Raw genomic sequence first — 14837 nt, forward strand, 5'->3', positions numbered from 1 at the left:
GGTGACTGCTCAGCAGTCGTCGTGCCCAGACTGCTCAGCAGTCGTAGTACATGGCGAACTCGTGCGGGGTCGGGCGCAGGCGCACCGGGTCGACCTCGTTGGCGCGCTTCCAGTCGACCCAGGTCGAGATCAGGTCGGGCGTGAAGACGCCGCCGTCGAGCAGGTAGTCGTGGTCGGCCTCGAGCGAGTCGAGCACGGCCGACAGCGAGCCCGGCACCTGCTTGACGTCGCCCCACTCCTCCGGCGGGAGGTCGTAGAGGTCCTTGTCGATCGGCGTCGGCGGCTCGATCTTGCTCTTGATGCCGTCGAGGCCGGCCATCATCATGGCCGAGAAGGCCAGGTAGACGTTGGCCGACGGGTCCGGGACGCGGAACTCGACGCGCTTGGCCTTCGGGTTGCTGCCGGTCACCGGGATGCGGGTGCAGGCGGAACGGTTGCGCTGCGAGTAGACCAGGTTGACCGGCGCCTCGAAGCCCGGCACCAGACGACGGTACGAGTTGATCGTCGGGTTGGTGAAGGCCAGCAGCGACGGCGCGTGGTGCAGCAGGCCACCGATGTACCAGCGGGCCATGTCGGACAGGCCGGCGTAGCCGGTCTCGTCGTAGAACAGCGGCTCACCGTTGAGCCAGAGGCTCTGGTGGGTGTGCATGCCGGAGCCGTTGTCGCCGAACAGCGGCTTGGGCATGAACGTCGCGGTCTTGCCGTTGGCCCAGGCCTCGTTCTTCACGATGTACTTGAAGAGCTGGAGCTGGTCACCGGCGTGCAGCAGGGTGGAGAACCGGTAGTTGATCTCGGACTGGCCGGCCGTGCCCACCTCGTGGTGCGAGCGCTCCACGTTGAAGCCGGTGTCGACGAGGCGGCGCACGATGGAGTCGCGCAGGTCGGCGTAGTGGTCGACCGGCGGCACCGGGAAGTAGCCGCCCTTGTAGGCGGTCTTGTAACCACGGTTGCCGCCCGGCTCTTCGCGGCCGGTGTTCCAGGCGCCCTCGATCGAGTCGATGTAGTAGAACGACTGGTGCGCCGAGGTCTCGTGGCGGATCGAGTCGAAGATGTAGAACTCCGCCTCAGCGCCGAAGTAGGCGGTGTCGGCGATGCCGCTCGCCGCCAGGTACGCCTCGGCCTTCTTCGCCACGTTGCGCGGGTCGCGGCTGTAGGCCTCGCGGGTGAACGGGTCGTGGATGAAGAAGTTCAGCGCGAGAGTCTTCTGCGCGCGGAACGGGTCGATGAACGCGGTGGCGACATCCGGGAGCAGGAGCATGTCCGACTCGTGGATCGCCTGGAAACCGCGGATCGACGAACCGTCGAACGCGAGGCCGTCGGTGAAGAGATCGTCGTTGACGGACTCGACCGGCAGGTTGAAGTGCTGCATCACGCCGGGCAGGTCACAGAAACGAACGTCGACGAACTTCACGTCCTCGTTCTTGAGGTATCGCAGCAGTTCCTCGGGGTTGGCGAACACACATCCTCCTGGCACGTCCACGGGGTGGCTAGGCTTCTGGCGACGCTATGGCCGGGGGGTTGCCCGGCCGTGTCTCCGTTGTTTCTGCCGTGTTACGTCCCTCGCGGAGCGTCAGCGGCGCCCCTGTTCACGCCTTCGGCCCGTCGCGAACGTCGTACCGACTGTGCCAGTGTAGTGACATCTGATGCCTTTGGCCTGAATCGGCACACAGTGGCGGCGGCACCCGGCGAGCCCTCGTCGCGACGCGGATACCCTTGATCGCTGTGACCAATCCGCACGTCCCGGCAGCGCCGGCCACCGACCCCACCTTCACCCCGCCGACCCTCGGACGCCGCTTCGGGGCGCTGATCATCGACTGGGTGCTCTGCCTGCTGGTGTCCAACATCTTCGCCGACCCGGTACGCGACGGCTGGGCGCCGGTGCTGGTGCTGGTCCTGATGTACGGCATCTTCCTCGGCCTGTTCGCCCAGACCCCGGGCATGTACGTCACGAAGATCCGCTGCGTGAACTGGCACGACGGCGGTCGGATCGGGGTGCTCCGAGGACTGATCCGGGGTCTGTTGCTGGCCCTCGTCGTCCCCGCGCTGATCATGGATGGGCACCGTCGCGGCCTGCACGACAGGCTCGCCGACTCGGTCATCGTCGACGCGCCGCGCGGCTGAGCCCGCCGAACAACGAGAAAGAGCCGGACCCACACGGGTCCGGCTCTTTTCAGGCGTACGCCAGAGGGGTCAGCGGCCCCGCGACTGGCGGAAGGCGCCCGGCGGCCGCATGTTCTTCGGGATCGCGCCCTTGGGCATCTGGGGCCGGGCGGTGAGCGCCTTGAGTCGCTTGTCCAGCGAGTTGACGTCCTTGCCGGAGAGCGCGCGGGGCAGGCGCAGCAGCGTCGTCCGCAGCTTGCGGATCGGCAGCTCGCCCTCCTCCTGCCCGATCACGTAGTCGTGCAGGGGAGCGGAGCCGATCACCTTGGACAGCCGCCGCTTCTCCTGCCCGAGCAGGCCGCGCACCCGCTGCGGGTTGCCCTCGGCCAGCAGGATCACGCCCGGGCGGCCGATCACCAGGTGGACCATGTCCATCTGGGTGGTCGAGCTGACCGCCGGGGTCACCCGCCAGTCGCCGCGCATGTTCTCCATGATCTGCGCCGCCGCGCCGGGCTGGCCCTCGGCGGCGTTCATCATCGCCTTGTTGGACCGCAGGTTGAGCACGATCAGCACCGCGAGCAGGACGAACAGGATGCCGATCGGCAGCCAGATCCAGCTCCAGAGGATGACCGCGACCACGGTGAGGGCGAGCGGGATGAGCACCGCGGCGGCGACCAACGGCGCGAACCACCGGTCCTGCTTGGCGGTGAACTTGAACACCATCCCGATCTGCTTCAGCCGCTGGCCGAACGAGACCTTCTCCTGGGGCTTTGCCATGCCGCAGAGTCTAGTGGTCGCCGCCTGCCCCGTTGATCCGCGTCCGGGTGCCGGGGCAGCTGAGTACCTTACGTCTCCTCACCGCCGCAGAACGGACGGGTAAGGAGGGTGCCGGCCGGGAAGATGAGGCGGTGTGCCCATGCCCGGGTGGGGCCTTCGCGCGAAGAGTCGTCAGCAGAAGACGACGACGCCACGAAGGAGCCCGACATGTTCGGCAACGACGCAGACTTCCTGCTCTCCCTGCACCGCACGCACACCGCCGAGCTGCGCGCCGAGGCGGCCGCGGAACGGCTCGCCCGGTCGCTGCCGCGTCCGGCCGGCCGCGATTGGCTGGGTCGGCGCAGGCACGCCAGCCGCACCGGCGACGCCCGCCGGTGACCGCGCCAGCCTCGGCGGCCACGGCGCCCGCCGTGCCGGCCGGCCGACTCGACGCCGCCCCGCCGCCCGGCCACCGGCCGATCGGCGGGGCTGTCGGCGGGAGCCGTCATGGCATGCTCGAACCTGTGACCGTTCGTGCCGCCAGTTCCGTCCTCGTCGGCCGCCATCGTGAGATCGCGGCGCTGCGCGACGCCCTGGGTCGCGCCCGGGTGGGGGAGCCGACCACAGTGCTGGTCGGTGGCGAGGCCGGCGTGGGAAAGACCCGGCTGCTGGAGGAGTTCGGTGCCTGGGCCACCGGCGGCGGGGCGCGGGTGCTGGTCGGCCAGTGCCTGGAGCTGGGCGAGGCGGGCCTGCCGTTCGCTCCGTTCGCCGCCGCGCTGCGCGCGGTGCTGCGGGCCGACGGCCCCGAGGTCTTCGCCGGCTACGAGGCGGAGTTCGCCCCGCTTCTGCCGGAGCTGGGACGGGCGTCCGCGGCGCTGGCCGGCCCTCGTCCCGTCCCGCTCAGTGACGCCCCGCGCGGTTACCTGTTCGACCTGGTCGCCGAGCTGTTCCAACGACTCGCCGACGCCCGCCCGCTGGTGCTGCTCATCGAAGACCTGCACTGGGCCGACCGCTCCACCCGGGACCTGATCGGCTTCCTGGTCCGGGCGGCGCGGCCGGGTCGCCTGCTGCTGGTCTGCACCTACCGCACCGACGAGTTGCAGCGCGGGCACCCGCTGCGCCCGTTCCTCGCCGAACTGGACCGCGCCCGCGGCGTGGAGCGGGTGGAGTTGGGCCGACTGGATCGCGACGGCACCGGCGCGATCCTCGCCGACCTGCTCGGCGCCGAGCCACCCGCCCGGGCCGTCGACGATGTCCACGGCCGCACCCAGGGTAACCCCTTCTTCATCGAGGAGCTGGCCGTCGCCGGCTCCCCGCTCGGCTGCGCGGCGCTCCCCGAGACGCTGCGCGACCTGCTGCTGGCCCGGGTGGACCGGCTCCCCGAGCCGACCCAGCGCGTGCTGCGCATCGCGGCTGCCGGCGGCACCCGCTTCGCCCACGACCTGCTCGCCGAGGTCGCCGGGCTGCCCGAGGCCGAGCTGGAGGACGCGCTACGCGTCGCCGTCGCCGCCCAGCTGGTGGTGGCCGACCGCGACGGTGACTACGAGTTCCGGCACGCGCTGGTCCGCGAGGCCGTGCACGACGAGTTGCTGCCCGGCGAACACGCCCGGCTGCACGCCCGCTTCGCCGCCGCCATCGAGGCCCAGCCGCACCTGGTCGCCGCCGGCCGGGCCCCGGCGGAGATCGCCCACCACTGGTACGCCGCGCACGACCACCCGCGTGCCCTCGTCGCGGCACGGGCCGCAGCGGTCGCCGCCGGCGACCGGTACGCGTACGCCGAGCAGCGCCGACTGCTGGAGCGGGCGCTGGAGTTGTGGGAGCTGGTGCCCGACGCCGCCGACCTGCTCGGCATGGACCACCTGGCGTTGCTGGAGCAGACGCTGGCCGCGGCGGTCACGGCCGGCGACTTCAGCCGGGCCATCACGCTGACCCGGGCCGGCCTGGCCGAGGTGGACGCCGACGCCGCACCGCTGCGCGCCGCCCGCCTGCTCAACCAGCGGGGTCGGCTGATGGCCCTGCTCGGCAAGAGTGACGGTCGCCGGGAGCTGGATGAGGCGTACCGGCTGGCCGCTGGCGGCCCCCGGGGAGCGGAGCGGGTCCGGCTGCTCGCCGACATCGCCGCGCACCTGGTCAAGATCGACCCCAAGCAGGCGGCCCGGGTGGCCGCCGAGGCCGCCGTTGACGCCGAGGCGTTCGGCGAGGACGTCGCCCTGCTGCACGCGCGGATCGCCCTGCTCTGCCACGGCGAGCGGGACCTGGAGCGAGGGCTGGCCGAGCTGAGCCAGGCCGAGGCCGTCGTCCGTGCGTCTGGGGACGCGTCGGGGCTGGTGCTCGCCCGGGTGTACCAGTCGGACGTGCTGTGCGAGCTGGGCCGCTACGCCGAGTCCGCGCAGGCTGCCGAGGCCGGCGTCGTCGAGGCGCGTCGGGTGGGGATCAGTCGCTCCACCGGGGCGTACCTGTTGTCCAACCGGGCCGAGGCGTTGATCGCGCTGGGTCGCTGGGACGAGGCCGAGGCGGTGTGCGCGGAGGCCGCGCGGATCGACCTGTCCGGCGTCACCGGCCTGCACTGGCTCCAACTGAGTGCCGGGCTACGGCTGGCCCGCGCCCACCCGGCCGCCGACGAAGTGGTCGACCGGGCGCTCACCTTCCTCGGCCGGCCCTACCTGTGGCCGAGCCACCGGCTGCCCCTGCACGAGTTGGCGATCGAGGCGGCGTTGGCCGCTGACGACAAGGTGGAGGCGGTCCGGGCGGCGCGGGTCGCGGCGGTCGACGAGAGCCTGCCGCAACTGCCCCGCGAGGGTTGGCCGGTGCTCAGCGCCGTCGCGCGTACCGCCGCCCGGGTGGGCGACCGGGACCTGTCGGTCGCGGTGGCGACGCTCGCCGCCGACCTGCCCGTCCGGCACCCGGCGGCGCGGGCACACGCCGCTCAGGTCGCGGCCCTGCTCGCGGTCGGCGACCAGGCGCTGCCGGCCTGGCGGAAGGCGGTCGACGCGTGGCGGGTCGACGGGCAGCCGTACCCGTTGGGTCGCGCGTTGCTGGCGCTCGCCGAGTCGGCTGCCGCCGCCGGGGAGCGCGACGAGACGGCGGCGGCGGTCACCGAGGCCGCCGAGATCGGCCGACGGCTGGGTGCGGTTCCACTGGTCGAGGCGGCTGCCACCCTGGCGCGGCGGGTCGGCCTGCGCACCACGGGCCAGGGCGGTGCCGGCGCCGACCTGCTCACCGCTCGGGAGCGGGAGGTGCTGCGACTGGTCGCCGAGGGGCACAGCAACAGCCGGATCGCCGAGCAGCTGTTCATCTCCCCGAAGACGGCCAGCGTGCACGTTTCCCGGATCATCGCGAAGCTGGACGTGACCAACCGGGTGGAGGCCGCCGCCCTGGCGCACCGCCTCGGCCTGCTCACCGAGCCGGCGGCGTCGCACTGACGCGCACCCTGTTGTCGCACTGACGTTCACCCGGCGAGGTCACCGCGGCAGGTAGATCCGCCAGCCGTCGATCGTGACCAGGTCGAGGGCGCCCGGGTTGGCGCGCTGCCGCTCGTCGAGCGCGTTCGCCAGCGGTGAGCCGGCCGGTGCGACCCAGGCTGGCGCCGCCGCCCTGTCCACCTCCCGCCGGTACGCGGGGTAGCGGTCGAAACCGGGTCGCAGCGCGTCGTCGACGACCGCGCAGACCACCTGCTCGGCGGTGGCAAAGGTGAGCCGGTTGCAGGTCCAGTAGCCGGCGCGCACCTGCCGTACGCCGAGCTGCCGCAAGGTGCTGACCAACTCGGCGTGCCGGGCCTCGGCTGCCCGGGTGGCCGGTGCGGTCTGCGCTGACCGCCAGGTGGCCTGGGCGGTGGTGCCCAGCGTGGCCGCGAGCAACGCCAGGGCGACCGGCCGGGCCAGTGTCCGCCCGAGGTCGCGCCGGCCGGTCGCCGACGGGCGCGGGCCGCGCCGGGCCACCGTCCACACCGGCCAGAGCAGCGCCGGCAGGGAGATGAGCAGGCAGGACAGGTAGCGGGAACTCTCCACCGGGGTGAGGCCGGCGGAACTGCTCACGGTGTACGCCCCGAGGGTGACCACGGCGGCCAGCACGAGCGCCAGCCGGATCGCCGCCGTCACCCGGGGTGCAACGAGAACCGGGTCACCAGCATCAGCGGGATCGACCAGCGAGGCAGGACCGGCTGGCGAGGCAGGGCCGGCTGGCGAGGCAGGGCCGGCTGGCGAGGCAGGGCCGGCTGGCGAGGCAGGGCCGGCTGGCGACGCAAGGTCCGCCGGCGAGGCGGCATCGGCTGGCGAGGTGGGGCCGGCTTCGGTGGGCGGTCGGCGTAGTGCCCGCCAGGCGGTGGCGGCACCGAGGGCCAGCAGCAGCGGCAGGGCGAGCGCCCACCAGAGTTGCCAGGTGTCGCACCGCCCCGGAGCGCAGAAGCCCATGCCCAGCGACGGGCCGAGCAGCAGGCCGCCGTGCAGCCGGTCCGCCCAGCCGGCGGTGGCGTTCGCGCCGCTGGCGGCGAGCACCGCGTGCAGCGGGTTCCGCCCGTTCAGCAGGCTGTGCAGCAGCAGCGGGGCCGCCCCCAGCACGGCGGCCGCCCCGAGCAGCGCCCCGGCGGCACCCCACAGCTCCCGGCGGCAGAACCCGACGAGCACCGCCCCGGTCGTCACCACGTACGGCAGCACGAGTGGGTCGACCCAGAGCATCAGGCCGGCCAGGAACCCCCACGCGGCCCACCGCGCCAGCCGCCATCCCGGTCGGCCGGCGGCCAGATCCACGGCGAGGATGGCCAGCGCCACCCCGGCGGCGTTCATCTCGGGGTAGCCACCGCCAGCAATGAGCTGGTTCTTGACGATCCGGTCCGAGCCGAGCGCCAGCAACGCCACCACCAGGAGCCCGAACCACCGGTCCCCGGTCAGACGCAGCGTCAACCGCCAGGACAGCAGCAGGAACAGCAGGTACAGCGCCAGGGTGGGCAGCCGCAGGCCGAGCAGCGACGGCCCGCCAGCCAGGGCGAACACCGGCGCGGCCAGGTACGCCTCCAGCGTGCCCATGTACTGCTGGCCGTAGAACCAGACCGGGAAACCCTCGCCTCGGGCGATGTGCAGCGCGGCCAACCCCATGGTGGCCTCGTCGCTGTTCGTCGGCGGCGCCGCGTTGACCAGCAGCCAGAGCCGGTAACCCACCCCGGCGACCACGGCCACCGCGGTTAGCCAGCCGACCAGGCGCAAGCGCGTACCGGGCCGCGGGCGCGGGGAGTCCGCGCCGCGCGGCTGTTCGCGTACGCCGGCGGTCATCGCACGATCATGGCATTCGGACGCCGCACGGCCCGTGCGGCGCTGTCGGCGGGTCAGCCGGCGGTGGTGACGGCCACCCCGGCGCGGGCGTCGAGCGCCTGCTTGTAGAGCCGGCCGGCCCGGTACGACGAACGCACCAGCGGCCCGCTCATCACGCCGGCGAAGCCGATCTCCTCGGCCTCCTCGCGCAGCTCCACGAACTCCTCCGGCTTGACCCAGCGGGTCACCGGGTGGTGCCGGGGGGTCGGCCGCAGGTACTGGGTGATGGTGATCAGCTCGCAGCCGGCCTCGTGCAGGTCGCGCAGCGCCTGCGAAACCTCGGCCCGCTCCTCGCCCATGCCCAGGATGAGGTTGCTCTTGGTGACCAGGCCGTCGGCGCGGGCCTGGCGGATCACGTCCAGCGAGCGGTCGTAGCGGAACGCCGGCCGGATGCGCTTGAAGATGCGCGGCACGGTCTCCACGTTGTGGGCGAGCACCTCGGGACGGGAGCCGAAGACCTCGGCGAGCTGCTCGGGAACGGCGTTGAAGTCGGGGATCAGCAGCTCGACGCCGCAACCCGGCTGAAGGGCGTGGATCTGTCGGACGGTCTCGGCGTACAGCCAGGCGCCGCCGTCGGGCAGGTCGTCACGGGCGACGCCGGTGATGGTGGCGTACCGCAGCCCCATCGAGACCACCGACTCGGCGACGCGACGCGGCTCGTCGGCGTCGAACTCGGCCGGCTTGCCGGTGTCGATCTGGCAGAAGTCGCAGCGCCGGGTGCACTGGTCGCCACCGATGAGGAAGGTGGCCTCCCGGTCTTCCCAACACTCGTAGATGTTGGGGCAACCGGCCTCCTGGCAGACGGTGTGCAGCCCTTCGCGCGAGACGAGCCCGCGCAGCTGGGTGTACTCCGGACCCATCTTGGCCTTGACCTTGATCCATGGCGGTTTGCGCTCGATCGGCGTCTCGGCGTTGCGCGCCTCGATCCGCAGCAGACGCCGCCCCTCGGGGGCCGCCGTTGCGGTGCGCGCTGCCTGGCCGGTCGTCGGCGCGGAGTGCTCGATCGTCACGAAAACGAGCCTACGCCGGACGGCGGGTGTCTATGTGCGTCGGGCGACCGGCGTCACGCCCCGAACGTTGTGACGCCGGACACCGGAGTGTCGAAAATGTGCGTCACACGAGAGGGATTCGGGTGCTACGGTCACCGCCAACAGCGACGACGGAGCCGAGTAGCGCGCCGACCCGCCAGTGCAGAGAGCCGCCGGTGCTGAGAGGCGGTCTGGCACCGGTGTGCGAAGACCCTCCCGAGCTGCGGGAAGAACGGTTGCGGGTCACCCGTGCCCAGTAGAGCCCGCCCGGCTGGCCCCGGTCATCAGGCGACGAACGAGGCCCCCGCTTCGGCGGGGGTGAAGGTGTGGTGGCACCGCGAGGTTCCCGCTCGCCCACACCTCCCTGGGGCTGATGCGACGCTTCGCCGCCCCAGGGCGGCGAAGGCGTGGCGATCGACCGAGGAGCAGCCCGCCATGCAACGAACCCTGTCCCACCACCTGCCCACCCGGATCGGCACGACAGTGCGGATCGCCGGCTGGGTGCACCGCCGCCGCCTGCTCAAGTCGGTGGCCTTCCTGATCGTGCGCGACGCCAGCGGCCTCGCCCAGGTGGTCGTCACCGACCCGACCGTCCGCGCCGAGCTGGAGAAACTCCCCGAGGAGACGGTCGTCGAGGTCACCGCGATGGTCACCGCGAACGAGACGGCGCCCGCCGGGGTCGAGCTGACCCACCCGACGGTACGTCCACTGGGGCCGCCCGCCGTGCCGCCACCGTTCGACCTTTACCGGCCGGCGCTGACCGCGAGCCTGCCCACCCAGCTCGACAACGCGCCCACCGCGCTGCGGCACCCCACCCGGTCGGCGGCGCTGCGGATCTCGGCGGCGGCGGTGGCCGGCTTCCGGGCCGCCCTGGACACCCGGGACTTCGTGGAGATCCACACCCCGAAGGTGGTCAGCTCCTCCACCGAGAGCGGGGCGAACGTGTTCGCGCTGGACTGGTTCGGTGGGCCCGCGTACCTGGCCCAGTCGCCGCAGTTCTACAAGCAGTTGATGGTCGGCGTCTTCGAACGGGTCTACGAGGTGGGGCCGGTCTTCCGGGCCGAGCCGCACGACACCGTCCGGCACCTCGCGCAGTACACGTCGCTCGACGCGGAGCTGGGCTTCGTCGCCGACCACCACGACGTGATGCGGGTGCTGCGCGACACGGTGGCCGGGATGCTGGGCACGGTGGGGGAGCGGGCCGGTGGCGCCCTGGCGACGCTCGGCGTCACGCCGCCGGAGGTGCCCGCGGAGATCCCGGAGGTGCACTTCACCGAGGCGCTGACGATAGCCGGCGCGCCCGCCGACGAGCCGGACCTCGCGCCGGCCCACGAACGGGCGCTGGGCGAGTGGGCCCGCCGCGAACACGGCTCCGACTTCCTCTTCGTCACCGGCTACCCGATGGCGAAGCGACCGTTCTACACCCACCCCGACCCGGAGCGGCCCGCGTACTCGAACGGTTTTGACCTGCTCTTCCGTGGTCTGGAGCTGGTCACCGGCGGGCAGCGGCTGCACCGGCACGCCGACTACCTGGCGGCGTTGGCGGCCCGGGGTGAGCCGGTCGAGCCGTACGCCGGCTATCTGGACGCGTTCCGGCACGGCATGCCACCGCACGGTGGCTTCGCCATCGGCCTGGAACGGTTCGTGGCCCGGCTGGTCGGCGCGGCAAACATCCGGGAGGTCACCGCGTTCCCGCGTGACCTGCACCGGCTGACCCCGTAGGGCCGTGCGCCGGCTGTCCGCTCAGACCTCGGTCAGGGTGGACAGTCGGCGCTCGACCACCGGCAGCACGTCGGCGACGCTGATCGGGCGGCCCAGCTCGGCGGTGAGCGAGGTGACGCCGGCGTCGCGGATGCCGCACGGCACGATCCGGTCGAAGTACGTCAGGTCGCAGTCGCAGTTGATCGAGAAGCCGTGCAGGGTGACGCCCCGGGCCACCCGGATGCCGATGGCCGCCACCTTGCGGGCCGGCCCGCGGTCGTCCTCGGGCACCCAGACCCCGCTGCGCCCCTCGACCCGACCGGCGGTCAGCCCGAACTCGGCGCACACGTCGATGAGCAGCTCTTCGGTCCGCCGCACGTAGGCGACCACGTCCACCGGGTCGGGCAGGCGCAGGATCGGGTAGCCGACGAGCTGCCCCGGGCCATGCCAGGTGATCTTGCCGCCACGGTCCACGTCGACGACCGGAGTGCCGTCCATGGGCCGGTCCCACGGCTCGGTGCGCTTGCCCGCGGTGTAGACGCTCGGGTGCTCCAGCAGCAGCACGGTGTCGCCGCGCTCGCCAGCCACCACCGACTCGTGCAGGCGTCGCTGCTCGTCCCAGGCGGCCTGATAGTCGAGCAGGCCGCCGCGGACGGCCGTCAGGCCGGGGGTCGTCGTCGTCACGGCGTCCAGCCTAGTCCCGCAACGAGCGATCTTCCCTGGTGAGCCGTCTCACCGGGCACCCCTGCCGCGACTCGGCCGGGCTCAGGCGCTGGGTGTCGGGGCGGCCGAGCGGCGGCGCCGCAGACGGCGGGTGAGGAGGGCGACGGCGAGCAGCAGTGGGACGCCCAGCGTCAGGTAGACCCAGAGCAGGGCGGCGAACGGTGACGGCCGGGGCTCTGGCCCACCGAACGCGGCCCGGGTCAGCAGGTCGCCCGGCACCATCAGGTCGGTCGACCCGACCGGCGTGGTCACCAGCACCTCGCGACCGCCGTCGGGCGACAGCGCGGCGAGAAGGGCTTGCCGGTCTGTGTCCGCCTCCGTTTCGCTGACATACCGCAGGATCGGGTCGTCTCCGCGCCAGCCGATGATCCCGCTGACCGAGGTGCCGGCCGGCAGGGCCTGGCCGACGGTTTGGCCGGTGGCAGTGTCCAGGAACTCGATCCGCCAGGTGCGCGCCGCCGCCTGCTCGGACGTGCACCTGGACCCGGCGCAGCCGTCGAAGGCGAGCAGCGCGAGCCGCCGGCCGTCGGGATGCCAGGCGGCGGGGCCGGCCAGTATCCGCCGGTCGCCGAGGTCGACCTGCCAACGAGTGCCGCCGCCGGCCGGGTCCACGACCACCAGTCGCTGGCGCTCGGCGAGCTGGGCTGGCACGTCCGGCGAGCCGGTGACCGCCACCAGGTCGCCACCGCGTGACCAGGCCGCTGCGGCGTGCGCGGCGAAAGTGCCCACGTCGAGCGTCCGCTCGGTGCCCCGGAACGGGTCGACGACGAGCAAGTCGTCGGGCTTCTCCGGATCGTTGAGCTGCTGGTTGTCCGGTCCGTAACTGATCACACTGTCATCGTTGCTGCGGGTGCCCAGCACCTGCTGCCCGTCCGAAGACCAGGCCATCGGGTAGACGCCGGTGCTCATCGTGCGGCGCTGCCGTCCGGTGGTGAGGTCCAGCAGCTCGCCGGAGTCCGGCCGCAGGTAGTGCCGTCCATCCGGGGAGAGCACTCCGTGCCCCTCGCCGATCCGGATCGGGATCAGCCGGTACGCGCCGTCCCGGTCGACCAGCACACCTGTCGACTCGAAATAGCGGGTGCGGTCGGTGAAGAACAGCAGCGCGGCCGGACCGGCCGGGCGTTGCCCCACGGTGGCCTGCCACAGCCAGGGATCGTGCACCCGGGTCGGCACCACCCCGGCCGCGCTCCCGGCGGCCGTTGCGGCTGGTGTGTTGAGCGCGACGAGCCCCAGCACGAGCGCGACCACGGCAGCACGCCGCAGTCGCCCGCCGGTCAATCCCATCGGCCCATTAGACGCGATGGCGGCCGGTCCTGATGCCCCGGCTGGCCGTGTCATGGTCTACCGGTCGGCGGGCGGGATGCGCCAGAGCCAGACGTCGTCGACCCGTTGCGGCTCGCCGAACAGGGCGGTGCCGGTACGCAGCAGCGCCTCCTCGTCGACCTCGAACTTCGCGCCGTGCACCTGGTCGGCGAGCACCACCGTCTCGATCCGCCAGTGCCGCAGGTCCGACTGGACCTCCCGGATGGTCCCGTCGGTCACGATCGGCACCAGCCCGGTACGGCCGGCCTGGTCCATCAACGCGCTCAGGGTGCGCGGCACCGGGCCGATCCGGCCGCGCCCGTCCGGACCGCCCGGGCCGAGGAAGAACCCGCCCGGGATCTCGAACTCGCCCTGCCGGTGCGACAACGCGTACGCCTGCCAGCGCTGGCCGTCGGGGTAGATGTCCACGGTCAGCGGCACCGGCGTGAGCACGCCGTCCGGTGAGACGTACTGGCGCCACGTGCCGGAGGTGATGAACCGCGGGATTGGTTCCCGCTCGTCGGTCAGCAGCGGGGTGGGCAGCAGCGGCACCAGGGCCGCCGCGAACCCGAGCACCCAGGCCAGCTCCGTGGGGCGGTACCGGGGTGGCGCGGCGCGCAACTGGTCGACGGCGTACGCCAGCAGTAAGCCGATCACCGGCGCGACCACCAGCGCCAGCCGGGCGGGCAGCGCGGCGTTCACCACCGGCAGTTGTCCGAGCAGGTCGAACGGCATGGGAAGGTCGGTGCGTCGGCCGTCGACCTTGGCGATCGGGCCGAAGGAGAGCACCGAGAAGATCAGCGCGAGGACGCCCAGTGCCCAGAGGGTGGCCCGGCGGCTCGGGTCGGCCCGCCGCCAGAGCGCGACGAAGCAGACCACGGTGAGCACCAGCAGCGGGATGCCGAAGAACGAGTTCTCCTCGGTCGGGTTCGGTGCCAGCGAGGTGCCCAGCCCTGCCTCACCGGCCAGCGAGCGGCGTGGGAAGGCGGCGAACGCCGCGATGTCCTCGGAGTGGATCACCGGGTCGAAGCCGGTGCCGTGGAACCGTTGCGGCCCGGCGAAGTGCAGCCACAGCGGGTACGACAGGAGCACGCCGGCGACCACGGCGGTCACCCCGAGCCCTCGCAGGAAATTGGGCAGCGCGGCGCGCGCCTCGGCCCGGTTGGCCGGGTGCAGCGCCCACACGGCCACGAACACCCCGAGCGCCAGCGCCGTGAAGAACAGCCCCTCGGCGGCGATCGAGAAGGCCACCGCGACCAGCACGCCGAGGATCACCCCGTCGCGGAGCCAGTGCCCGGCTCGGCGCAGCGCGAACAGCCGCCAGATCAGCAACGGCACCAGCCAGCCGGCGGTCCAGTTCAGGTGCGCGTTGGCGTGCGAGACCATGCCGGGGGAGTAGGCGATGAACAGGGCGCCGATCCCGGCGGCCAGCTGGCTGCGGACCAGGTGCCGGGAGAGCAACCAGTACCAGACCAGCGCGGTGGCGAGCAGGTTCAGGGTGAGGATCACCAGGAACGTCGCCGGTGGCCCGATCAGGTACGTGAGGGGGGCGAAGACCACCGCGTACACCGTGATCGAGGTGTTGACCGCGAGGTTCACGCCGTCCGGGACGTTGATCAGGTACGTGAAGAGCGGGTTGTCCCCGTGCGTGACCGCGTGCCCGCCGAAGGCCAGCAGCCACTCGAAGAGCGCCTGGTCGCTGGAGTTGACGGTGATGGTCCGGGTGTTCGGGTCCCGCCACAGCCCACTGGTCACCCACACGGCGAGCGCGAGCGCCAGCAGCACGACGATCAGGTCGGCCCGGCGGTCCCGGACGACGCGCGGCGGTGACGCTGGTGCGGGCCCGGTGGCCAGCGACGGGGAGGACGGCACGCAGCGGACGTTACCAACCGGACCTGGACGGGCCGGTCAGACCTGCAAGGAC

Annotated in this window: 11 protein-coding genes; 4 read left to right on the plus strand and 7 right to left on the minus strand. The window is 72.6% G+C overall.

Annotated elements, in window-relative coordinates:
* Positions 1–34 precede the first annotated feature (34 nt).
* Complete coding sequence (gene glnA, locus KBX34_RS31545; protein ID WP_088949494.1) at positions 35–1459, minus strand: type I glutamate--ammonia ligase; 1425 nt, start codon at positions 1457–1459, stop codon at positions 35–37.
* 263 nt (positions 1460–1722) lie between these two features.
* Here glnA and KBX34_RS31550 point away from each other — a divergent pair, with 263 nt between their 5' ends.
* Complete coding sequence (locus tag KBX34_RS31550) at positions 1723–2121, plus strand: RDD family protein (protein ID WP_307871541.1); 399 nt, start codon at positions 1723–1725, stop codon at positions 2119–2121.
* Positions 2122–2190: 69 nt separating this feature from the next.
* On the opposite strand, the gene KBX34_RS31555 is transcribed toward KBX34_RS31550, so the two are convergent.
* Positions 2191–2877, minus strand: coding sequence for a DUF4191 domain-containing protein (locus KBX34_RS31555; RefSeq protein ID WP_088949492.1), 687 nt, complete (start codon positions 2875–2877; stop codon positions 2191–2193).
* Positions 2878–3084: 207 nt separating this feature from the next.
* Between KBX34_RS31555 and KBX34_RS31560 the strand changes: the two genes are divergently transcribed.
* Entirely contained in the window at positions 3085–3255 is a 171-nt protein-coding gene (locus KBX34_RS31560) for a hypothetical protein (RefSeq protein ID WP_172862077.1), read from the plus strand.
* Between the two features lie 125 nt (positions 3256–3380).
* On the plus strand, positions 3381–6278 hold the full coding sequence (locus KBX34_RS31565) for an AAA family ATPase (RefSeq protein ID WP_307871542.1): 2898 nt from the start codon (positions 3381–3383) through the stop codon (positions 6276–6278).
* A gap of 39 nt (positions 6279–6317) precedes the next feature.
* Here the strand turns inward: KBX34_RS31565 and KBX34_RS31570 are convergent, their stop codons facing one another.
* Complete coding sequence (locus KBX34_RS31570; protein ID WP_210928701.1) at positions 6318–8120, minus strand: hypothetical protein; 1803 nt, start codon at positions 8118–8120, stop codon at positions 6318–6320.
* A gap of 53 nt (positions 8121–8173) precedes the next feature.
* Positions 8174–9169 (minus strand): lipoyl synthase, encoded by a 996-nt coding sequence (gene lipA / locus KBX34_RS31575; RefSeq protein WP_099856184.1) that lies wholly within the window; start codon positions 9167–9169, stop codon positions 8174–8176.
* A 453-nt stretch (positions 9170–9622) separates the two neighbouring features.
* Here lipA and aspS point away from each other — a divergent pair, with 453 nt between their 5' ends.
* Positions 9623–10909, plus strand: coding sequence for an aspartate--tRNA(Asn) ligase (gene aspS / locus KBX34_RS31580; protein WP_210928703.1), 1287 nt, complete (start codon positions 9623–9625; stop codon positions 10907–10909).
* Between the two features lie 21 nt (positions 10910–10930).
* Here the strand turns inward: aspS and lipB are convergent, their stop codons facing one another.
* From lipB to KBX34_RS31595, 3 genes are all read right to left on the minus strand, one after another.
* On the minus strand, positions 10931–11572 hold the full coding sequence (lipB, locus tag KBX34_RS31585) for a lipoyl(octanoyl) transferase LipB (protein WP_088949487.1): 642 nt from the start codon (positions 11570–11572) through the stop codon (positions 10931–10933).
* A gap of 81 nt (positions 11573–11653) precedes the next feature.
* Positions 11654–12895 (minus strand): hypothetical protein, encoded by a 1242-nt coding sequence (locus tag KBX34_RS31590; RefSeq protein WP_210928705.1) that lies wholly within the window; start codon positions 12893–12895, stop codon positions 11654–11656.
* Positions 12896–12952: 57 nt separating this feature from the next.
* The gene (locus tag KBX34_RS31595; RefSeq protein WP_210928706.1) at positions 12953–14785 is read right to left on the minus strand and encodes a DUF2079 domain-containing protein; all 1833 of its coding nucleotides are present in this window, start codon (positions 14783–14785) and stop codon (positions 12953–12955) included.
* Positions 14786–14837: the final 52 nt, after the last annotated feature.

This window comes from Micromonospora sp. M61, from assembly GCF_018070245.1.
Taxonomy (GTDB): Bacteria; Actinomycetota; Actinomycetes; order Mycobacteriales; family Micromonosporaceae; genus Micromonospora; species Micromonospora zamorensis.